The organism is Psychrobacter sp. 1176_08 (assembly GCF_052850615.1).
Genome location: NZ_VXCU01000006.1, coordinates 25001 through 47849, shown reverse-complemented (window position 1 = coordinate 47849; position 22849 = coordinate 25001). Strand labels below are relative to the sequence as shown.

Genomic DNA, 22849 nt, shown 5'->3' with positions numbered 1-22849 from the left:
TTGCTGGTAATCATTCTTTAACGTAGTTGAGTGTCATGCTGACAAATAATACCCCGCCTAATAACTCACCAGATGAAGATCCAGCACAGCGCGATGCTCGTGCAGTCAAACGTTGGTATCCGCTGTCTTTTTTACTCAAGCTACTGGTGCTGATCTTAATCGTATTAGTGATTATGTTTGCGGTCTTCTTCTATGCGGTAGGCACCGATTCAGGTACCAAATTTGTATTAGACAAAATCAGTGCCGAGACAGGAATCAAGTTTAAGTACGGGCGCGGTAACTTACGTGATGGTATTTGGATTACGGACATCGATATCGACGCGACTGAAGATCTTGAAATACTGATCGATAAAGCCTATGTCAAGATTGGTTGGCGTGCTGTGTTTGCCAAAGAAGTGCATTTGCGTGATGCAGACATACAAACCATTGAGATTCTCAATAATAAGCCGCCAACAGGCGAGCCGTTCGACTATAAGACCTTGCAGTTGCCAGTGAACTTGCGTTTTGATCAAGCTAACATTAAAAAAGTTATCTATAAGCAAGTGACTAAAGACCCCATTATTGTTCATGATATTGCTGCCCGTGATTTGACATGGGTGGGTAGTAAGGTGACGGTTGGACGTGGTGATTTACGCTATGGCGATATAGTTAAAATCAGTGCATTGCAAGGTGATATTGATTTACAAGGTGATTATCCGCTGGACTTGAGTGCCATTGCAGAAGTCAGTGCCTTAGAAAAAGCCTATATCGACCCGCTCAATATTACGGCAACAGGAACGCTAAAACGTACAGTCGGTAAAGTACGTAGCCGCTATAATGATAGTGATGTTAGCGGTAATTTTGTTGTGCAAGGACTGGATACTGATTCGCCGTTTCAGGCAAAATTGCAGTGGGATGATATTTTAATTCCCTATGCCGAAGATCAGAACATTCGTCTAAAAAATGGTAGAGCAACTGCAACAGGGGTTGTCTCAGAAATACGCTTGCGAATCAATACTGAGCTAACAGCAAAAGACATTCCGTCTGGTCACTATCAAGGTCGCGGTATTATCGCAAACAGTCAGTTACGTATTGATCGCTTGGATGCTGAAGTTCCTGCTGGTCATTTGATATTGCAGGGTATTTTAGATTGGCAGAACAGCTTTGATGCAAAACTGCGAGCGACTGGTAGCAATTTCGATATTCGTAAAGCCATTCCGAATGAATATGCTGACTTTAAAGCGTATGCACCGCAAAAGCTTAACGGTAGACTATCATTGCATTATCAGCTTCAGAATACCTCTGGTAATACACAGATTGATGCAGATTTGCGTCAACGAGATGGTGAGCACCTTAATGCCAATATAGTCGCTGGTAAGACATCAGCGAAATCTAAACAAGCTGCGCCTTGGTACATTGATGCAAGATGGGAGAACCTCATCCGTCGAAATGTGCCCAATATCGGCAACATTGACAGTCCAAGCGGACAAGCAAATGTCATTGTTCAGGGGTCACGACTCTCCGTCGATGGCAAGGCAGTTATCAATGAATTGAACGCTGCACCCAAAGGAAACTATGATGTTCGCCTGCGTAAAGCTGGGGATGTTATTGATATCAACCGTCTTAACTATACAGGTATAGTGGGCGATTTATCAGGTACTGGACAAATTCAGCTGGCAAACAAACGCCGTCCATTATCATGGCAAGTTGATGCGCGTACTAATGGCCTATTGCCCAAACAGTATCGCAGTGATTTACCGCTTGAGCGTTTGACTGGTAACATCAGTGCGCGTGGTCGTCTATTGAATATTACTAAAGGCGGCGTAAGTGGTCAGCGCCATATTGTTACTTTAAACAATACGGATTTGCAGGCACAGCTTGATGCCACGCAAGATAGCCGTACTATTGGCATAACAGGTGGCGGTGATGCCAGTGTCGATATCGTTAATGGTGAGCTATCTGTCTTTGATGCAAGATTTAATGGACAGATTGATACGGCAGATGTACCGAAAGGACGCCTTGTTATCGATGTGGCAGGTACACCAAATCTTATCAGCATCCGCAAAGTCAATTACAATGGTGAAGCAGGGTCTGTGAATGCCAAAGGCGTTATCGATTTGCGCAAAAATATTGGCTGGACCATTGATGGACGCTTCGATCAGTTTAACTTGGGCTATTTCTTACCTAATAACCCAGCAATCATTACGGGTGATCTAAAAACCAGTGGTGAATGGCAAACTGCGCCCAAAAACAAAGCAAATGCGGTGGGCAAGTTGCAGCGCTTTGCAGTCAATTTCGATGGCATACTAGATGCAGAGCAACTACCAGCAGGCAAGTTGACCATTGATGCTAGCGGTGATGCGCAATTGATTCGTATCAAACGTCTGCGTCATGTGGGCGCAGCAGGCAGTATTGATGCCAAAGGCACCGTAGATGTGCGTCAAGGTATTGCTTGGGATATTGATGCGGTAATGGATCGCTTTAACCTAGGATATTTCTTAAAAGACACGCCAAGTCTTATCACGGGTACCATTAATACTGACGGTCGTTGGAGTGATACGCAGCAAACCATCAATGTTGATCAGATTGATCTTAGAGGTATGCTAAAAGGCCAGACGCTGAGTGCCAAAGGCAGCTTAGCAGCAAAAATGCGTCTGCCAAAAGACTTAGCAAGCTATTTCAAACGTCTTCAAACACAAGACGCCCAAGCACAATATAGACAAGTCAATGCCTTGATTGATAGTTTAAATGCTGACAATCTAGTACTGCGCTGGGGTGATAATTACATTACAGCAAATGGTAATGCCAAGCAGTTACAGGCAAAAATCAATATTACCAGTTTGCATCAGCTTTCAGATAAGCTGACAGGTAAAGTCACAGGCGGTGCGACTTTAGCGCAGCCAGCAGGACAGGCGTTACCAACCATCTATATTGATTTGGTAGGTGAGCGTCTTGCACTGCCAGGTTTTGTCTTACGTCAAGGACGCGTGCGCGGCAAGCTGGTCAACTTGGCAAATAGTCCAAGCCAATTGATTATCACGGCTGAAGGTTTAGATGCGGCTGGTCAAAGCTTTAAGCGCCTCAATGTTAACTTCAATGGTACTGAGCAGGCACATGTCGTCGATCTTGGCGTTGCCAATGAGCAACTTGATATCAATTCAAGGCTTAAGGGCGGTTTTGATCGTAATAACCTTAGCTGGTCTGGTGTGATTGGTCGAGGCCGTATCAAGTCCAAATACGCAACCTTAAACCAGTTACAGCCAGCACAACTGATTGCGAATTTACCTAATAACCAGAACGGTAAAAACAATGACCTAAAAGTGCAGCTGGCAGCCCATTGTTGGCAAGCTTCTGACCAAACGGGTAAGCTGTGCTTACGCGAAAACTTAGTGGCATCGCCAGATAAAGGTGAAGTCAATGTCGCTTTGCAAAATCTAGATACGTCATTGTTCTCTGTCTTTTTACCTAATGATATCGATTGGCAAGCCAAGATCAACGGTAAGGCTATTGTCGGCTGGCAAAAGGGTCGTCCGCCAACCATCAATACGACATTATACTCGGATAATGGCAAAATCGGCTTAATCCAAGATGGTGATAGCACACCTGTCTCCTTACCTTACAAGCGTGTGTCACTTATTGCTTTATCAGTCCCCGAGGGTATCAAGCTACGTACTGACATCAATACGGGCCGCGGTGCTCGCGGCTACGCTGAAGTCGTGGTTGACCCCTATAAAGCGCCTAAGCCAATCTCTGGTGCACTGGTGCTAAATGAGCTTAACTTAGCGATATTTAAACCTTTCTTACCAGGTATGCGAGTACTTGAGGGCAATATCACGATGGCAGGTGGGCTTGGCGGTACATTAGATACACCGCAGTTTTACGGTGATGTAAAGCTTGCTAATGGTCGTATCGCGATGCTCGATTTGCCAGTGAATTTGACTAATATAAATACTGAGGCCAAAATTCGCGGCACACAGGCAACCATTGATGGCTCGTTTAAAAGTGGTACTGGTAATGGCACCTTAACAGGCACAGTTAATTGGCAACAAAAACTACAAGCCAAATTGAGTGTCGTTGGAGAGCGTTTGGTAATCACGCAGCCACCGTTACTGGTCGCTGAGATTAATCCTGATATCGATATTATCGTACGTCCAACTGATCGTTATGTCGATATTAAAGGCGCTGTCACTGTGCCTTCAGCGACTATTCGTCCACCAGAAGCCAGTGAAGATATCATTACACAAACCGAAGATGCCGTTGTACTTGATCGTCGTTTGATTGGTAATATTAATGACGTATTGGCTGTCTCAAAACCTTGGTCCATCAATGCTGATGTTGGTGTTGATTTGGGCGATGACATCAACTTCCGTGGTTTTGGTGCCGTTATTCCATTGGCAGGCGCGATTAATATCACTCAATCTGGTACGGGTGTCATGCGTGCAAGGGGTGTGGTGCAAGTATCACGTCGTACTAGTGTTGGTATCTTTGGTCAGAATTTAGACCTTAACTATGGCCAAGTACGCTTCAATGGCGATGTCATGAAGCCAAATCTTAGTATTGAAGCCGTTAAAGAGATCAGTGGTAAGACTGTGGGTGTACGTGTCAAAGGCAGTACTGAAAGTCCAAATATTGTTGTCTTTAATAATGCAGGTTTAACCCAGCAGCAAGCGATGAATGCGCTAGTAACCGGTCGAATTGATAATAGAAGCGCCACACAGATCAGTGAGCAAGGATTTAAGTCGCAAGTTACCAACAATTTGGCAGCCGCTGGATTGAATTTTGGTTTGGGTGGTACGCGTAACTTAACCAATCAAATTGGACAAGCTTTTGGTTTCCAAAGCCTGACAGTCGATGCCTCAGGTAGCAGTGAGGATACCAATGTCAACGTAACAGGTTATGTGTCTCCCGATCTATATATTCGCTATGGTGTCGGTGTGTTCAATGCACAAAATAGCCTGTCGGTTCGTTACCAGCTGACTCGTCGTATCTATGTCGAAGCGACTTCAGCGGTAGAAAACGTAGTCGATGTGGTGTATAGCTGGCAGTTTTAGAGTCTGGGTTTAAAAGACTGTAATGATGACGATATAATTTAGAACCAACAAAAAACGCCTTTTAATGAAGGCGTTTTTTTATAATTAATCCGACGTTGAAACCAATAAATTTATTTGGTTAAAATAAGGCGGTTGTTGCGTGTTAGGCGCAAACGATACTCTTCACCTTCATGCTCGATTCTTACTTCTTTAGTTAAGGCAAAAAGGTGTTGTGATTGTAGCGTTGGTAGACGGTTTTCACGGCAATTTAAATAACGAGAGATGACCATACTCATGGCAAATTCCTTTTGATAAAAAGTGGCTGAATAAATTAATAGCTGAATAAATCAATAATAGTGTGACTGCCTTTTAACGATAATAATTATCATTTACATTCGGTTATTTTGCAAGTCAATTTATAAAATAAAATGCAGTTATTATGTAAACTTATCTTAACCGATACACATAAAGTATTTTTATCAAGCATTTTTTATAAAAATAATTATCATAATCAATAGTTTAACGACTAAAGAAACAGTTTTTACTTAGCTTAGTCAGAAAGCGCAAAAGTCACGATAACAGTAGAAATGGAATACTATGTCAAGTAAAGCAAATAAAAACCGAGAAAGTCAAAAAGCCATCGTAAACGTAGCAGTGGCAGTCATTCATCACAAAGACCAGTATTTACTAGGATTTAGAGATGCAGCTCAACACCAAGGCAACCGTTATGAGTTTGTAGGTGGCAAGATAGACAACAATGAAAGCGGAGAGCAAGCAGTTATTCGAGAGGTTGCTGAAGAGGCTGGTATCGCCGTCCAAGATAACACTATCGTCAAACTTGGCCGGCTGCATCACGACTATGGCGATAAGCAAGTGAGCTTGCAGGTTTATAAGATTGAACTAACCACGGCGCAGTATGAGCAGCACAAGCATTGTCAATATGGATTAGAAGGTCAGGCACTGGTATGGGTAAATAAACTTGATTTGTTAGCAGGGCTATACGCTTTACCAGCAGCCAATAAGACCATTCTTGGATGGTTAAGCGTGCCAACAACCATCGCAATTACCTATCCGTTAACACATTTCAAGACGCATTCTGATCCAAGATCAGCTTGGCTACAGTATCATCAAGAAAACCTAGTCTCAAAAAGCTGGGTATATATGCGAGTAAAAGACGCGATGTCAGAGGATATAGTCGGGCGCTTAATGCATCAGCGTCCAGATATCTCGGTAATTTTATCTCATGATTTTGATCATCCGTTTTTAGTGACTGAAGAGCTGATCGTTGAAAATAAACATACTTCTGAGCAAATAGTTGCTCATCACTTAACGCATACTACATTAATGCAATGGTTCGACAGTATTCAAGACAGTAGTGTATCTACTCAGCTTATTTCGCATATGCATCCATTGTTCGTCAGCTGTCATGATGCTGCTAGTATTAATGCAGCCAATCACCTTGCCAGCACCCGTCTACAGCAACAATTACCACCAGTAATTGGCGCTTTTTTATCACCTATATTGATGACTCAAACACACCCTCATGCTGAGCCGCTCGGTTGGGAGACATGGTCAAGTTTGGCACAATTGGCTGATATGCCTATCATCGGTCTAGGCGGTTTATCACCTGCAATGATTGATCAAGCTTTAACGTATGGTGGTATCAGTGTGGCTGGCATCCGGCAGTTCTACTAATTTCAAAGTCTAAAAAATATTTCATAATACTAACTTCTCATTTTTAATTAACTATTCAGATCTCAATATAACGTTGTTTAAGACTGTTGCTTATTAGAAAATCCTATTTTAAATAACGGATCTTTAACATATTTATCTGCTAAGTAACTATGTGTTTATTCCATAGCATAAACACATAGTTACTTACAAACCGTTGCTTTTTCCTACATTGCGACACTGTTTTAACTGCTCATCTGTCCTTAATATAAACTACCTAAACAAAGCGTCTTTGTGGTACTTCTACTAAGTCAAATGTTCACACAAACGTTTTATTACTATTTTGATGACCTGTAATTTTTATAATATTCATACGCTTACTGGATATATTTTCCAATATGAGCGACAAATAAGATACTAAATATAATTAACGACGTATAAGACACTTTAACTAACATTATTAACAATGGTACCCATATGAAAACCAATAAGTTACCTAAATCAGCATGGCCTGATTCACAGGAAGCTGGTTCTCAGTCTCCGCAGGCTAGCCAGTCGAGCCGCTATTATCAAAAAGATAATAACGCTCAGACCAGCTATGCGAGCAACGATTCTAGCTATAACCATGCTAGTTCGAACGATGATTATTCTCATCCTTTAGCTGACAATGTATCTGAGCAAGACGGCTATTTTGGATATAAAAGTGCTAAGCAGACGAAAGACCCCATTGCGACTAATCGTGGCAGTATAACGAATGATAAGATCAATGGAGATTTCGAGATGCTCAATAACTACAAGCAGCCGCAGAAGTTAAGTAAGCAGAAGTTAAGTAAAAAAGAACCATTGATGTCAAAGTTTGTAGAAGAGCAAGAGAACAACTTAACAGAAGATCTGGGACAAGATGTTGATTCATTATCCCCAAAAATTACTTCATATAAAGAAATACCGGAGCGCGTATTCATGAATGGATTGATCAAGCACACAGGTATTGCTTTAGCGATTATCATACCTTTAGCTGCGTTTTCAGCTTATGCTGCAACACCGCCAATAAATAATGCTACTAAAGCAAATGTAGCGGCAAATACAATGGCGAAAGAGAATATATCAATTAAGCCTGAGGCGATCATACACAAGTCTGCTAGTACGCCAACCACAGTCGATAGTGTGGATCTAAAAAAATACTCAGGTACTTGGTATGAAATAGGTCGTTTGCCTATGTATTTCCAGCGTAAGTGTGCTGGTAACGTTACAGCGAACTATACCGAAAAGACAGATGGCTCAGGCATTGTAGTTACTAATAAATGTATGGGTGAAGATGGCTCTGAGATCACAGCTGAAGGTTTAGCCAAACCAGCAGATGATACTGGTAGTAAATTAAAAGTGACCTTTTTGCCATCTTGGATTCGTTGGTTACCAGTTGGCCGTGCAGACTATTGGGTGTTAGCACGTGATCCTGATTATAAGACCGCATTGGTTGGGACACCTGATAAAGACTATTTGTGGCTGTTGGCTCGTTCGCCAAATATCAGTCAAGAAACTTATGCCAAGTATCGTCAAATTGCGCAGCAACAAGGTTATGATTTGAAAGAATTTAAATTAACACCGCAGACAAACCAAACCACTCGATTGGTGCCGTAATAGTTTAAATATAAAACTGAGATAGCTTTTTAATACTAAGAGGTTTTCATTGGTTAGTACAGTACATGTAAAGAATTGACGCAATTGATTTCTATTTTATTTTTTTGTGACCAATGAATCGTAATAAAACGCCTTATAACACTAGTAGATCGGTTATCACTGGCAAAATAAGGCGTTTTAGGCTAAAATATACGCGATCTAAATACTCTATTGTCAATAACTTACATTCATTATGTTTGCTTGATGGATTAGAGTGATTGCTTAGACTATCTATTATTACTTCTTATATTTTTCTTCATACGTTATTGATCACATACTACTGACCATAAGGATGTTTCTCGTGAGCAACGCTGATACCTTACGCCAACTACATCAAGACCATTTAAGCAACTATAATAATCAAGAACAAAAAGCAATTGAGCTTATTGGGTTACTGAATAAACTCTATAACGAGCAAGATGTGCAAGTGACCTTGTTCGGTGATACGCTTAATACGACTTCAACTGGTCAGATATTGGCATTGCATCAAAAAACAGCGTTACGTAACCAGACCGCTAAGGCTATCGATATTGCTGATACTCTAGCAATGGTAAAGGCATTAGCTGCTAATGATAGTCTTCAGTCAGCACAAGTGGATGTTGGTCAATTAATTGCTAATGACAGCGATCTACAGACTGCGCTTCAAGCAGTAAACACCGATAGTAATACCGTCAATGCTGCAGCTGATACTGTATTATATGGTTTTGGCCGTATTGGACGTATCCTGACGCGCTTATTATTGTCACAAGCGTCAAGCGCTAAAGGTCTACAGTTAAAAGCCATTGTTGTACGTCCTGCTGCTGCTGGTGATTTGGCAAAACGCGCGTCATTATTAGAGCGTGATTCGATTCATGGTAGCTTTGCTGGCGGTGTTGTGGTTGATGAGCAAAACAATGGTTTAATCATTAATGGCCGTTTTGTACAAGTTATTTATGCCAATGACCCAAGTGATATCGACTATACGGCATACGGTATCGACAATGCCTTGGTTATCGATAATACAGGTATTTGGAAAGATGAAGCAGGTCTTGGTAAGCACCTACAGTCTACTGGTGTGAAAAAGGTTCTGCTAACTGCCCCTGCTGGTGGTAATATCAAAAACGTCGTTTACAACGTCAATAATGACACGGTTGGCGAAGATACGATTGTCAGTGCTGCTAGCTGTACCACCAATGCGATTACACCTACGCTAAAAGTATTAAATGATAAGTATGGTATCGAAAATGGTCATGTTGAAACGATTCATTCATTTACTAACGATCAAAACCTAATCGATAATTATCATAAGGCTGACCGACGTGGTCGCAGTGCTGTACTTAATATGGTCATTACCAGTACAGGCGCAGCAAAAGCGGTTGGCAAAGCACTACCAGAGTTGAGCGGTAAATTAACAGGCAATGCGATTCGTGTGCCAACGCCAAACGTTAGCTTAGCAATTTTAAACCTAAATCTAAAAACTGCACCAAAAAGCGTAGAAGCGTTAAATGAGTTCTTACGCAATATCTCTAACAGCAGCACTTGGCAGACTCAGATTGCTTATACAGATTCTACAGAAGCTGTTTCGACTGACTTTGTTGGTGATACTCATGTAGGCATTGTTGATGCACAAGCCACTATCTTGACGGACAATCATGCCATCGTTTACATTTGGTATGATAACGAAGTAGGGTATAGCACCCAAGTACTACGTTTGGCAACGCAAATGGCAGGCATCAGTTATACTCAGATTCCAGCATAAATTGTCAATATGTTAAAATTCAGATGCGGTAAAATGATATAGTAAGCATAATGCTAAAGCTGCGCTTATTGTTATTGTTAGCAGTAATGTGAGGCAGCATCTGAAATGTCATACCCAAACACCCGATAGTCCGATTGATTATCGGGTGTTATTGTCATAACGGATGGCATATACAAATTTAATGTATGTTGTCGATAGTATATGAAAGTGACAGCATTCATTTAGAACAATATAGAATATAGTGAAAACCTAAAAATACAGCCGTGGGTTGTACCAGTACATAAACTGGATTGTGAATTAAGGAACGTAAGATGCGATTTATTGATGAAGCCGTCGTAACGGTAAAAGCAGGTGACGGTGGTAATGGAATCGCCAGTTTTCGCCGAGAAAAATATGTGCCGCGCGGTGGACCTGATGGTGGTGATGGCGGTAAAGGCGGAGATGTTTACGTCATTGCAGAAGACAACACAAACACGCTAGTTGACTATCGTTATACACGTCGTCACGATGCGATGCGCGCTGAAAATGGTCATAGTAGAAACTGTTCAGGTAAGGGGTCGGATGATCTTTATTTACCCGTACCAGTGGGTACAACTGTGGTTGATACTGAAACTGATGAAGTGTTAGGTGATTTGATTGAAATTGGTCAAACCTTACTGATCGCAAAAGGCGGCGATGGTGGTTTGGGTAATACTCATTTTAAAAGCTCTACTAACCAAGCACCGCGTAAAGCGACGTCTGGTTTTGAAGGTGAGTTAAAAGTCCTTAAGTTTGAGCTAAAAGTGGTGGCTGACGTTGGATTAATTGGCTTGCCCAATGCAGGAAAATCTACTTTTATTCGACAGGTTTCTGCTGCGCGACCGAAAGTAGCAGATTATCCATTTACCACGCTTGTACCAAATTTGGGTGTGGTTGATATTGGTCGTCATCGCTCGTTTGTAATGGCAGATATCCCTGGTCTGATTGAAGGCGCGTCAGAAGGTGCAGGACTTGGTATTCGCTTCTTGAAGCACGTTGCGCGTACGCGTCGTTTGCTACACTTGGTTGATGTCAAGCCTGTTGATGGCAGTGACCCTGTACAGAATGCTCGCGTTATCTTAAATGAGCTTGAGCGTTTTTCTCCAGAATTGGCTAACTTGCCGCAGATTTTGGTATTAAATAAAATCGATCAGGTCAATGAAGAGGACTTAAACGAGCTGTGCACACATATCGTGGCTGAACTTGGTTGGACAGGTATGGTCTTTCGCACTGCAACCTTGACTGGTGAAGGTGTGGATGCCGTTAAATATCATTTGATGAATGATATTGAGCTTGAGCGCGAGCGTGAGATAGAAGATCCTATCTTTGCTGAAGCACAAAAAGAACGTTTCGAGCGTTTAGAAGCTGAAGTACGCTTAAATACCGAAGCACAGCGTGAAGCGTATCGTGCAGCACGCAGGGCGGCGCGCGAAGGTTTAGACTTGTCTGATTTTAATGGCGATGACGACGATGGAGTTGAGGTGGTGTACGTTCCTTAAACCAATACGCTTGAGTAAGTATATTTGAATTTTTTAAATAACCCCCGTAATCAATTCGTATAATAAATAGGAGTTTATATGGCAGTTGACATAGCAAATACGACCGAAGAAGCAAGATTTATTAAGCAAAATCGTAACTTCGACATTCAGCGCGTTATTGTCAAGATTGGCTCATCATTATTGACAAATAATGGTCGAGGGCTAGATCGTACTGCCATATATGAATGGGCAAAGCAAATCGCAAAACTGCATAAACAAGGGGTGGAAGTATTACTGGTATCTTCGGGTGCTGTTGCCGAAGGCGTGGTACGTATGAACCTTGAGGAACGACCCAAAAAACTAGCAGCGCTACAAGCCTGTGCTTCTATTGGACAGATGGGATTGATTGAAACCTGGTGGTCAGCATTGATCCAGCATGGTATTCAAAGCTCGCAATTATTATTGACTCATGATGATTTGTCTAATCGTAGCCGTTATCTTAATACAACAGGGGCGCTGACGCAGTTATTGGACTGGCGCGTATTACCTGTTATTAATGAAAATGATACCATCACGATTGATGAGATTAAATTTGGCGATAATGATACATTGGGTGCGATGGCGGCTGCCATGGTTAATGCCGATTTATATATTATTTTAACTGATCAAGAAGGTGTCTTCACAGATAACCCGCGTGACAATCCTGATGCTAAAATGATTCGTCAAGAGCGTGCAATGGCTGATTATTTATTTGATATCGCAGGTGACGGCGGTAAGCTTGGACGCGGTGGTATGTTGACCAAAATTCGTGCCGGTCGCCTTGCAGCGATGGGTGGTTGCCCAACAGTTATTGTGAGCGGTGCTATTGACGATGTCATTACTCGTGTGGTCTCAGGCGAAGCAGTTGGTACATTACTGACGACTAACGAAGAGGACAAAATCATTGCTCGCAAACAATGGCTTGCAGCGCATCTACGTATGTCAGGCAGCTTGGTTGTTGATGCTGGTGCTGCAAGAGCATTAACTGAACACAATAGAAGCTTGCTACCGGTTGGTGTTGTAGAAGTTCGTGGTGGTTTTGATGAAGGCGATGTCGTAGAAATTGTCCATCAGGATACGGGCGAACGTATTGCAGTTGGGCAGGTCAACTTCTCATCACATGATGCACGCCGTGTGGCTCGTGAACGTACTGAGCAATTTGACAAGATTTTTGGCAGTAGCGAAGAGCGGGTCGTTATGGTGCATCGTGATAATTTGGCGTTGACAGTGTAGCGTATTAGAAGTACAGAGCATTGGCTATGTGGTACGTTTCGTTGGTAAGTTATTGCTAGTCGTTAATGTTGCATTTTTTGTTTGGGCAATTTTAAAAAGTCTAGAAAATCATACTGTACGTATTATCAAGTGATTCTAGATTGGCCAATCTAATCTATATGTAATGATCGTCTATAATTCTTTTATCTAACTTTTTTATTCATCATTGTATTCTTTATTTAGGATGAATACAGTGATGATTTGGGGATTTGTACATGAGTGCTTCAGACAATAGTAGCTCGATCCAGCAAGAGTTTGCACCTTTAAAAAACGACAGACTGTTACGAGCGCTACGTTTTGAGTCGATAGATACCACACCAGTTTGGATGATGCGTCAAGCGGGTCGGTATCTGCCTGAATATAAAGCGACTCGTGCAGAAGCGGGTGATTTTATGAGTTTGTGCAAAGATACTGCTCGCGCTACTGAAGTGACTTTACAACCGTTACGCCGTTATGATTTGGACGCGGCTATTTTGTTTAGTGACATCTTGACTATTCCTGATGCTATGGGGCTGGGGCTGTATTTTGAGACTGGAGAAGGTCCTAAATTCAAATACCCTATCCGCCAGCAGGCAGATCTTGATAGATTGCCAGTACTGGATGCTAATGATTCTTTAGATTACGTTATGCGCGCTGTGACAAGTATTCGTAAAGCGCTTAATGGTCAAGTGCCTTTGTTTGGTTTTTCTGGTAGTCCATGGACGCTAGCCACTTACATGATTGAAGGCGGGAGCTCAAAGGATTATCGTTATACCAAAGGTTTCTTATATAGTAATCCTGAGTTTTTACATCAATTATTAGATAAGCTTGCGACAGCCGTTATTGATTATTTGGATGCACAGGTTGTTGCTGGTGCGCAAGTATTACAAATATTCGATAGCTGGGGCGGAGCACTTGGTCATCGTCAGTTTATCGAGTTTTCTCATGCATACAACAAACGCATTGTCGCTGAATTAAAAGTACGTCACCCACAAATTCCTGTGGTTTTATTTACCAAAGGTGGTGGATTGTGGCTTGATGTCCAAGCAGACAGCGAGGCTGATGCATTAGGTTTAGACTGGACGATGCCAATTGATCGTGCAAGACAGGTATTGACTGAAAGTCAGCGCCAGTTAACCAAGCAGCATAAAAAACTACAAAGTAGCAAAGCCATTCAAGGTAATTTAGACCCCGCCACATTGTATGGTTCACCTACAACTATCCGCAGCGAAGTAAAAGCGATGCTAGATAGTGCTTATGCTAGCGGCGAAAAAACAGGTTATATAGCAAACTTAGGCCATGGTATTACCCAGTGGGTCAACCCAGATAATGCCAAAGTATTTATCGATGCTGTACATGAGTATCAAATTTAAAGAATCTGAATACTAGTAGCCATATTATAGCTCTAGTGATTATCGTTTTTGTGACCACAAAGTTAATTTTAAGCTCAAAAATAGAGGTCACACTCTAGTATTTACTGCGTAATAGAAAAAGGACATCTTATGATTTCGGCAGCGATTATTGGTGGTACAGGTTATACAGGTATTGAACTGATTCGTTTATTATCTGCACATCCTGAAGTGTCTATTGATCTGCTTACCTCACGTAGTGAAGCAGGTACAAGAGCTGACGAGATATTTCCAAGCTTGCGCGGTGTGTCAGACATTGTCTTTAGTGACTTAGGAGACAATACACTTGCAACATTACAACAGTGCGATGTGGTTTTCTTTGCCACGCCCCATGGTGTTGCAATGCAGCAGGCGGAAGCGTTGACACAAGCTGGTGTCAAGGTGATTGATTTGGCTGCTGATTTTCGCTTGCAGTCATTGGCAGATTTCGAACATTGGTATCAACAGTCGCACGCTTGTCCTGATTTATTAAAAACAGCAGTATATGGCTTACCTGAAGTCAATCGAGAAAAGCTTGCGAGCGCTTTGGTAGTGGGAAATCCAGGTTGTTATCCGACCACTGCTATTTTGGGTTTGAAACCGATAATTGAAACTCAAAATCAGCAAGTAGAAAGGTTGGTTGAGTCACGTATTGTTATTGATGCAAAATCTGGCGTTTCAGGCGCCGGTCGTCAGGCAAAGCTTGCTTTAAACTATGCTGAAACGACAGATAATTTTAAGGCATATAGTGTTGAAGGGCATCGTCATCTGCCAGAGATCGAGCAAGGCGTTGCACAATTACTAGACAGTCAGTTTACGCATCGTATCCGCTTTTTGCCTCACCTTGTACCAATGATTCGTGGCATGCTGAGCTCTATCCATATGGAGTTGACTGAGGCAGGTGCGGCTATTGATTGGCAGCAAGCATTTGAAAATACCTATGCGTCAGAGCCGTTTGTCGACGTTATGCCAAAGGGTATTTATCCTGACACGCGTAGCGTTCGCGCTAGTAATCGCTTACGTATTGCTGTACATCAAGACAATGAACGTGCTGAGCTGACCATTATCGTAGTACAAGATAACTTAGTGAAAGGTGCGGCTGGGCAAGCGGTGCAAAATATGAATGTTATGTTCGGTTTTGATGAGTCTATGGGGTTAAATTTTGCGCCTATTGTCCCTTAATAAAGACATGTTACTCGCACGTTGTTCATATTTATGATGCTAGGTATTGATTATAAATTCCGCTATAATGGCTTGCCTTTTCTGTTAAGAGATATTGTCTAAATGCGTGTTAAGTTCGTACAACGCTTTTGCTCACAACCAACACGTTTATCGTGCCAAAACTCTGCTTTGCGTTATGGAGAACATAGATTATATTCTCTTGATATGAGCAATGAACCAATAATTGCGGCAGGTAAAGGGCAGCGAGGGGCGTCCACATTGTTGTTGGCGTTATTCGTGGTAGTGGTTTTGGTAACGGCTACGGTTGGATTGTTATTTGGACACAAACTGGGCTATCAACGCGGTTTTCATTCTATGCAGACGGAAACCAAACAGGCGATGATTAACAGCAGTGAAGCGACCAAAGAGCTTGAAAAACTGCGCCTGAGTAACAAAATAGCGACTAAGCAATCAGCTACTGCTAAGCAAGAATTGGCAATAAGTTTGGCCAATATCAAAGAGTTGCGTGAAAACCAAAAAGAATTAACGGTCGAAAATAGACAACTTGCACAACTCAATGAAGCATATGCCGAGATTGTTGTTGATCAAGGCGGTATGCCATTGAAGATACTTGGTGCAAAAATCAAACCCCTACCTGAGAACTCGTTTGAGTATGGTTTTGATGTTGGGATGCTGAGTAGTGATGGTCAAGCCAAACGCTTACAGCCAACATTGACACTGCTTAATGATAACTCTTTAGTTGAAGTGCCATTAGATCCAGCTGTTTATACCATTGACGGTATTACTCGTATTCGTGGTCGTTTTACGATGCCAACAGGCTTTAGACCTTTACAGGTTAAACTCAATCTGCAAGCAGGTGGACAAAAGGTAGAGCAATTATACAACTGGTCGCTAGGAGCCAGCGTTGATAACATGCCTCTCTCACTTCTCGACTTATCAGAAGTCGATGAAAGCCCTATTGAGCCTTAATTGTATATTGATTGATGAAAGCATCAGTTAAACGACGCTACAAACCTCAGTAAAGATAGGGGTTGTATAAAATGACTTTAAGTTGTTTTCTATCTCACTCTTGATAAGATTGATGCGGGCAAAATCTGTATACTTGATAAGTGAATATAACAAGTACTTTATTGGCTCTTTGATGGGCAGATATGGTATGCGACTCTCTAACTTTTTACTCTTTTCTACCCAAACTTACCTTATAATTTTATTGCTACTATTATGAAACAAATGATACTTGAAGCAACGCCCACTGTTTTAGATTGGCACTTTCCCAATATGCCAGCTCATCGTGCGCAAGAAGGCGATACAGATAACGAAACCTCACCGCAAGCTGATGTACTCGTCGCGGAGCCAGAGGTGGCTAAGCCGCCAATGTATGCAGTCGTAATGTACAATGACAACTATACTCCTATGGAGTTTGTGGTCTATGTTTTACAGTCGGAATTCCGTCATAGTATGGATTCGGCAGTTGAAATTATGCTGACGATACACAATAGTAGTAAAGGAATTGCTGGTATTTATCCTAAGGACATTGCCGAGACCAAGGCTAAAAAGGTCAACAGTCTTGCACATCGTGAAGGCTATCCTTTATTAACTCAAATAGAGCCACATCAAGGCGAATAACTATTGTTTTGAAATCTTCTTCTACGAGATTTTTTACGTCACTACAAATTGCTTCATCTCTTGTGTTACTTGCAACATCATATGATTCTCAAAGCTCTTTAAACAGCTGACATTATTGATAAGTGTGATAGGGGCTTTGAAGCATGCTTTTGTCTTCAAAAATTCTTTCTTATAAAAATTTTTCTGTTAATGCTTATCTCATCATTGTCTTGATTTTTCTTTAATATAACCTCATATAATCTATTGAACCACCAAATAATGGTTTATATAGTCATGATTTCATCCTCATTGTTTTTTAACAGTATCTAGAGTCTTTCTATATTTATTAAGCATTTTGCTTAAACAAAGCTCCTTCAAATTCTCTATATTCTCATTTTGTATTTCTGTCATTTTTTAAGCTTTTTAAGTCATCTAACGTTTTATTTACTTATCTATGCTGACAGGCGTAACGAGCCGTATGCTTCGATACATTTTAGTCTGCGTTAATAGATTGACTCTGCTTGAGTATCGTGTTGAGATAAAGACAAAGCGGATAGCAATTATCAAGAAGCGTTATCTATGATAGGTAATCAGAAAATATCAAAATGAGGGATGAGTCATCTTATTTATCGCTACCTATTTAATAATATATATATTGCCCTTGAACAATCCATCTATTGCCCTGATTTACTTACTAACTCATTAATAAAGCTATCAATTATAAAGATAGGTATAACCGTAGGAAGCCGTTATGTTAAGTCGTCATCTTGAAGTTTCTTTGCGTTTAGCAATGACACTTGCGCGCCAAAAATCGCATGAGTATCTTACTGTTGAACATTTACTATTAGCGTTATTAGAAAATACTCATGCTGCCAATACATTGACGGCATGTAATGCTAACGTTTCAACGCTGCGTACTGAGCTTGAAGCTTATATTAATAAGCACACGCCAACCGTCGATGCAGATACTGAACAGTCACCACAACCAACACAAAGCTTTGATCGTATCTTACAACGTGCCATTTTTCATGTGCAGTCTATTGGTGGTGGCCGTCTTGTTGAAGGTTCGGATATCTTGGTGTCTATGTTCTCAGAGCATGATACCTATGCAGTTTATTTGCTTAAAAAGCAGGGCATCAGTCGTCTTGAGCTGACTCAATATCTCTCACACGGTCAAGACAAAGATGAGCCATCTGAGCCACGTGCTTCTATGACGGGTGAGCGCCGAAGTGCCTCTGAAAAAACCAGTAAAGATCCGTTGGTTGAGTTTGCTACCAATCTGAACCAGCGTGCTGCTGAAGGTAAAACAGATCCATTGATTGGTCGTGCTTCTGAAATTGAGCGTGCCGCCCAAGTCCTATGCCGTCGCCGTAAAAACAACCCATTGCTAGTTGGTGAACCAGGCGTTGGTAAAACCTCCATTGCTGAAGGTTTGGCGTGGTTAATTATCAATGACAGAGCACCAAAACCACTTAATGGTTGTGTCATTTATAGTTTAGATATTGGTTCTTTAATCGCTGGTACTAAATATCGTGGTGATTTTGAAAAACGTATGAAATCGCTGCTTGATGCACTTAAGAAAAAACCAAATGCCATCTTGTTCATTGATGAGATACATATGATTATTGGCGCAGGGTCGTCAATGAGCAGTAATATGGATGTGTCAAATCTGATCAAACCAGCACTTGCAAATGGTGAGCTGCGTTGTATTGGTTCAACAACCTTTACCGAATATCGTCAAGTGTTTGAAAAAGATCATGCATTGTCACGTCGTTTCCAAAAAATTGATGTGAAAGAACCAAGTGTTGATGACAGTATCGACATTTTGCGAGGTCTCAAACCGCGTTATGAAGAATTTCACAACGTTGAGTATACGGATGAAGCCTTAGTGTCTGCGGTACAGTTATCTGCTAAGCATATTCATGAGCGTTTTTTACCGGATAAAGCGATTGATGTGATTGATGAGGCAGGTGCTTATAAGCGTTTGGGTGTGATTCCTGATGCTGCTGATATCGATGCCGAAGAAAGCTTCATTGCTGATATAGAGCAAGACTTTGACTCGCAAATAGATAGTGATGAAGGTTTTGACACCGATAACGAGGGTGTTGACAACGAAATGAAGAGTGAGGCCGATACGGCAAAAGCCAATGATCGTGCTCAATCGTCTGATAAAATTAAAACGTCTAAAAGCAAGAAGAAGCCACCAATAAAGATCGATGTGGCAGACATTGAGGCCATTATCGCAAAACTTGCGCGTATTCCGCCCAAATCCGTGTCGAGCGATGACAAGAGTATTCTTGAGCACTTAGATCGTGATCTTAAGCATTTGGTATTTGGTCAAGATGAAGCCATCGAGACCTTGGCTGACGCGATCAAGTTATCACGCGCTGGTCTTAAAGCGCCAGATAAGCCTATTGGTTCGTTTATGTTCGCTGGCCCAACCGGGGTTGGTAAGACAGAAGTGTCACGTCAATTGGCAAGCTTATTAGGGGTAGAGCTGGTACGCTTTGATATGTCAGAGTATATGGAAGCCCACACAGCGTCACGCTTGATTGGTGCGCCTCCAGGTTATGTCGGTTATGATCAAGGTGGTTTGCTGACCGAAAAAATCAATCAGTATCCACATTGCGTATTGTTGCTTGATGAGATTGAAAAGGCGCACCCTGATGTCTTCAACTTACTATTGCAGGTTATGGATCATGGTACGTTGACGGATAACAATGGTCGTGTTGCCATCTTTAAGCAGGTCATTGTGATTATGACCACAAACGTTGGCGCCGATAGTATTAGTCGCTCTTCTATGGGCTTTACCCAGCAAGATCATAGTCGCGATAATACCGAAGCTCTTAAACGTGTCTTCACACCTGAGTTCCGCAACCGATTGGATGCGATTATTCAATTTAATCCATTGAATACCTCAGTCGTGGTTTCAGTGGTTGATAAGTTCTTGGTTGAGCTACAAGTACAGCTTGATGATAAACAAGTAACGCTAGAGATTGATGATGAGGTACGCGACTATTTGGCGAACAAAGGTTATGATCGCTTGATGGGTGCCCGTCCAATGCAGCGCTTGATTCAAGACGAGATCAAAAAGCCATTGGCCAGTATGATTTTGTTTGGTGATTTGGTCAACGGCGGGGTAGTACATCTTACTTTAGAACCTGAAGCGACCGATTCAAAAGATGAGGCAGCAGTGAAGTTGAGTAAAAATTCAGATAAGGGTTCAGCAAGTAGTCGTATTGTCTTAACAGTCGTAGAGACTCATGAGCCACATCCAGACTCTGAATCACTAGCCAGTTAAATCATTCGTACCAATATTATAAGAACGGTTACCATGTTAGTGGGGTAGCCGTTTTTTTATTGTTATAATTTATGATTACGCCAATAGGTTATTTTTTGGCTATAGCTTAAAAAGTATTCACGTGCTTCTTTTCTCTATTTATAACAAATATAAAGGATATATTATGGAACTGTTTGATGAGCCGAAGACAAAAACAGCCGAACAAAAGCAAGCCATTTTAGACAACGTGCGTTTGCCAGAAGACTGGAAAAAGGCATTAGCAGAAGAACTCACGTCTGATAATATGGATAATTTACGAGCCTTTTTAAAGAGTGCCTATCAATCAAACGAAAGTATTTACCCACCAGCTCCTTTGATATTTAATGCTTTTAATTTGACACCTTTGTCACAAGTAAAAGTCGTGATTTTGGGGCAAGATCCTTATCATGGTCCAGGTCAAGCAATGGGGTTATCTTTTTCGGTACCTAAAGCCATACCAAAGCCACCTTCACTGAATAACTTATTAAAAGAGATGGCAGATGATATTGGTATTCGTCCCTCGAATCACGGGGATTTGACCTATTGGGCGGAGCAAGGTGTGCTGCTTTTGAATAGCTCATTGACTGTGAAAGAAAGTGAGCCGAATAGCCACCAAAATCAGGGTTGGGAGCAGTTTACAGATGCCGTTATTGACGTGATTAACGAGCAAACCGAACACACTGTCTTTATATTATGGGGTAGTAAAGCTCAAAAAAAGGGCAAATATATTAACACAGACAAACACCTGATTTTAACGGCTGTCCACCCTTCGCCCCTTGCTGCGAATCGTGGGGGATTTTTTGGAACTAAGCCATTTTCTAAGACCAATGATTATTTAAAACAGTATGGTCAAACACCAATCGATTGGCAGTTACCACAGTAAATGATGAATACTTTTGATTTTCAACAATCTGTATTATTAGCGACTCAGCTGGCAAGTATAGATCTCAAAACCTATATGTTTTGGCAGATTCAAGACGTCCAGTGGATGCAAAAAGCACTAACGCTTGCCAGACAAGGTGCAGTGCTTGGAGAAGTGCCAGTAGGAGCCATACTGGTACATAATCAACAGATTATTGGTCAAGGGTTCAATGAACCAATTGGGCGTCATGATGCAACTGCTCACGCTGAGATTGTGGCGTTGAGAGATGCCTGTGCCCGTCTAAAAAATTACCGCTTGCCATTGCAGACGACTCTGTATGTGACGCTAGAGCCTTGTACTATGTGCGTTGGTGCCATGATTCATGCACGTGTCAGTAGAGTGATATATGCAGCAAATGAGCCAAGAGCAGGCATGGTTGGTAGTCAGATGGACTTGCCCAACCAGCCTTTTTATAATCATCGTATGCAAGTAAGCAGTGGGCTATGTAGCCATCATAGCAGTCAAATGCTAAAGGCATTTTTTCGTGCCCGTCGTAAAGCCGCGAAAATCGAAGACAATGTAAGCAATTAACAAGATATTAGTCTTGCCGCTAGTGATAGTTGGCTTTCTTTGCTATAATATTGCCCTATTTGACTGCGGAATCATAAAAGCGCAGTCAAAAATTTGATAAACAAGTAAGTACGGCGAGATTGTAAAAGATCATACAGGTATCATCTATCACTAAGTGAGTATTATGACTGTTTCTACACCTGATAGCCCCATGCCCAGTAATAGGGAAAATGGTTCAGCGCAACCATTGCGTTTTCCGGTCATTTGTATTGACGGGCCAAGTGGTGCAGGTAAAGGTACAGTAACGTGGCGTTTGGCTCAAGCTTTGAATTATCAGTTGCTCGATTCAGGTGCTTTATATCGTATTGTAGGTCTTAAAGCATTTGAGGCAGGTTTGATTACCGAAGATACCAGCAATGCGATTGATGAGCAGGCGGTATTAGCGTTAACACAAAATTTAGAGATATCTTTTGTACCGAACAATGACTCAGGCCGTGTCGATATTATTGTGAATGGTGAGGCAGTTGGTGAACAAGTTCGTAACGAAACAATTGGCGGCTACGCCTCACAGATAGCAGTATTTCCAGAAGTTCGACAAGCATTGCTTAAACTCCAAAAAGACATGGCAACCCGTTCAGGATTGGTTGCTGATGGTCGTGACATGGGAACAGTGGTATTCCCAGACGCTGATGTGAAAGTGTTTTTGACCGCAAGTGCTGAAGCGCGTGCTGATCGCCGTGTGACGCAGCTATTGACAGCTGGTCAGGAAGCGGATTTTGAAGCCATTTTAGCGACGATTAAAGCCCGGGATGACCGTGATGAAAATCGTGCAACTGCACCGTCTAAGCCTGCAGAAGATGCCTTGTTACTTGATAGCTCAACCTTAGATGCCAATGCTGTATATGAGCAAGTGAAACAACATTGTCGAGATAAGGGTATTTGTTTTAATAGTTAATAAAAACAACATATTAAGTACTAAAAATTTCACTATAAGCTTTAACTTTAGTATAAAATTGTATGAACATTAATCTTGGCAGATTGA

14 protein-coding genes and 2 pseudogenes are annotated in these 22849 nt (G+C 41.6%); 15 read left to right on the top strand and 1 reads right to left on the bottom strand.

The genetic code is table 11. The annotated features are described in order from the left end of the window. The first annotated feature begins 35 nt into the window (after positions 1 to 35). Positions 36 to 5030, top strand: a complete 4995-nt coding sequence (locus FW759_RS09045) for a translocation/assembly module TamB domain-containing protein (RefSeq protein ID WP_446442784.1) — start codon at positions 36 to 38, stop codon at positions 5028 to 5030. A 110-nt stretch (positions 5031 to 5140) separates the two neighbouring features. Here the strand turns inward: FW759_RS09045 and hemP are convergent, their stop codons facing one another. Further along, positions 5141 to 5299 (bottom strand): hemin uptake protein HemP, encoded by a 159-nt coding sequence (gene hemP, locus FW759_RS09040; RefSeq protein WP_227672156.1) that lies wholly within the window; start codon positions 5297 to 5299, stop codon positions 5141 to 5143. Positions 5300 to 5606: 307 nt separating this feature from the next. On the opposite strand from hemP, the gene FW759_RS09035 reads away from it, so the two are divergent. From FW759_RS09035 to cmk, 14 genes and pseudogenes are all read left to right on the top strand, one after another. Next, positions 5607 to 6704: an NUDIX domain-containing protein gene (locus FW759_RS09035; protein ID WP_446442783.1), complete on the top strand. Its 1098-nt coding sequence runs from the start codon at positions 5607 to 5609 to the stop codon at positions 6702 to 6704. Between the two features lie 453 nt (positions 6705 to 7157). Next, a complete protein-coding gene (locus FW759_RS09030) occupies positions 7158 to 8318 on the top strand; it encodes a lipocalin family protein (protein WP_446442782.1) in 1161 nt (386 codons plus the stop codon). A 331-nt stretch (positions 8319 to 8649) separates the two neighbouring features. Next, positions 8650 to 10095 carry a glyceraldehyde-3-phosphate dehydrogenase gene (locus tag FW759_RS09025; RefSeq protein WP_446442781.1) on the top strand — a complete coding sequence of 482 codons (1446 nt, stop codon included), beginning with the start codon at positions 8650 to 8652 and terminating at the stop codon, positions 10093 to 10095. A gap of 311 nt (positions 10096 to 10406) precedes the next feature. Further along, positions 10407 to 11612 carry an Obg family GTPase CgtA gene (gene cgtA / locus FW759_RS09020; protein ID WP_446442780.1) on the top strand — a complete coding sequence of 402 codons (1206 nt, stop codon included), beginning with the start codon at positions 10407 to 10409 and terminating at the stop codon, positions 11610 to 11612. Between the two features lie 78 nt (positions 11613 to 11690). Continuing rightward, on the top strand, positions 11691 to 12863 hold the full coding sequence (gene proB / locus FW759_RS09015; protein WP_062844140.1) for a glutamate 5-kinase: 1173 nt from the start codon (positions 11691 to 11693) through the stop codon (positions 12861 to 12863). 254 nt (positions 12864 to 13117) lie between these two features. Next, the gene (hemE, locus tag FW759_RS09010; protein ID WP_446442779.1) at positions 13118 to 14254 is read left to right on the top strand and encodes a uroporphyrinogen decarboxylase; all 1137 of its coding nucleotides are present in this window, start codon (positions 13118 to 13120) and stop codon (positions 14252 to 14254) included. A 129-nt stretch (positions 14255 to 14383) separates the two neighbouring features. After that, a complete protein-coding gene (gene argC / locus FW759_RS09005; protein ID WP_446442778.1) occupies positions 14384 to 15451 on the top strand; it encodes an N-acetyl-gamma-glutamyl-phosphate reductase in 1068 nt (355 codons plus the stop codon). A gap of 204 nt (positions 15452 to 15655) precedes the next feature. Further along, positions 15656 to 16420 (top strand): hypothetical protein, encoded by a 765-nt coding sequence (locus FW759_RS09000; protein ID WP_443529366.1) that lies wholly within the window; start codon positions 15656 to 15658, stop codon positions 16418 to 16420. A 261-nt stretch (positions 16421 to 16681) separates the two neighbouring features. After that, positions 16682 to 17077 (top strand): ATP-dependent Clp protease adaptor ClpS, encoded by a 396-nt coding sequence (locus FW759_RS08995; protein ID WP_062845859.1) that lies wholly within the window; start codon positions 16682 to 16684, stop codon positions 17075 to 17077. Positions 17078 to 17807: 730 nt separating this feature from the next. Beyond that, a pseudogene (locus FW759_RS08990) lies at positions 17808 to 17933 on the top strand (Clp protease N-terminal domain-containing protein); the annotation flags it as partial. 396 nt (positions 17934 to 18329) lie between these two features. Next, a pseudogene (locus tag FW759_RS08985) lies at positions 18330 to 20357 on the top strand (AAA family ATPase); the annotation flags it as partial. 163 nt (positions 20358 to 20520) lie between these two features. Beyond that, positions 20521 to 21258 carry a uracil-DNA glycosylase gene (locus FW759_RS08980; RefSeq protein WP_095568843.1) on the top strand — a complete coding sequence of 246 codons (738 nt, stop codon included), beginning with the start codon at positions 20521 to 20523 and terminating at the stop codon, positions 21256 to 21258. After that, the gene (tadA, locus tag FW759_RS08975) at positions 21259 to 21828 is read left to right on the top strand and encodes a tRNA adenosine(34) deaminase TadA (RefSeq protein ID WP_099046691.1); all 570 of its coding nucleotides are present in this window, start codon (positions 21259 to 21261) and stop codon (positions 21826 to 21828) included. A 190-nt stretch (positions 21829 to 22018) separates the two neighbouring features. Then, positions 22019 to 22762 carry a (d)CMP kinase gene (gene cmk, locus FW759_RS08970; protein ID WP_443530406.1) on the top strand — a complete coding sequence of 248 codons (744 nt, stop codon included), beginning with the start codon at positions 22019 to 22021 and terminating at the stop codon, positions 22760 to 22762. The last annotated feature ends 87 nt before the right edge of the window (positions 22763 to 22849 follow it).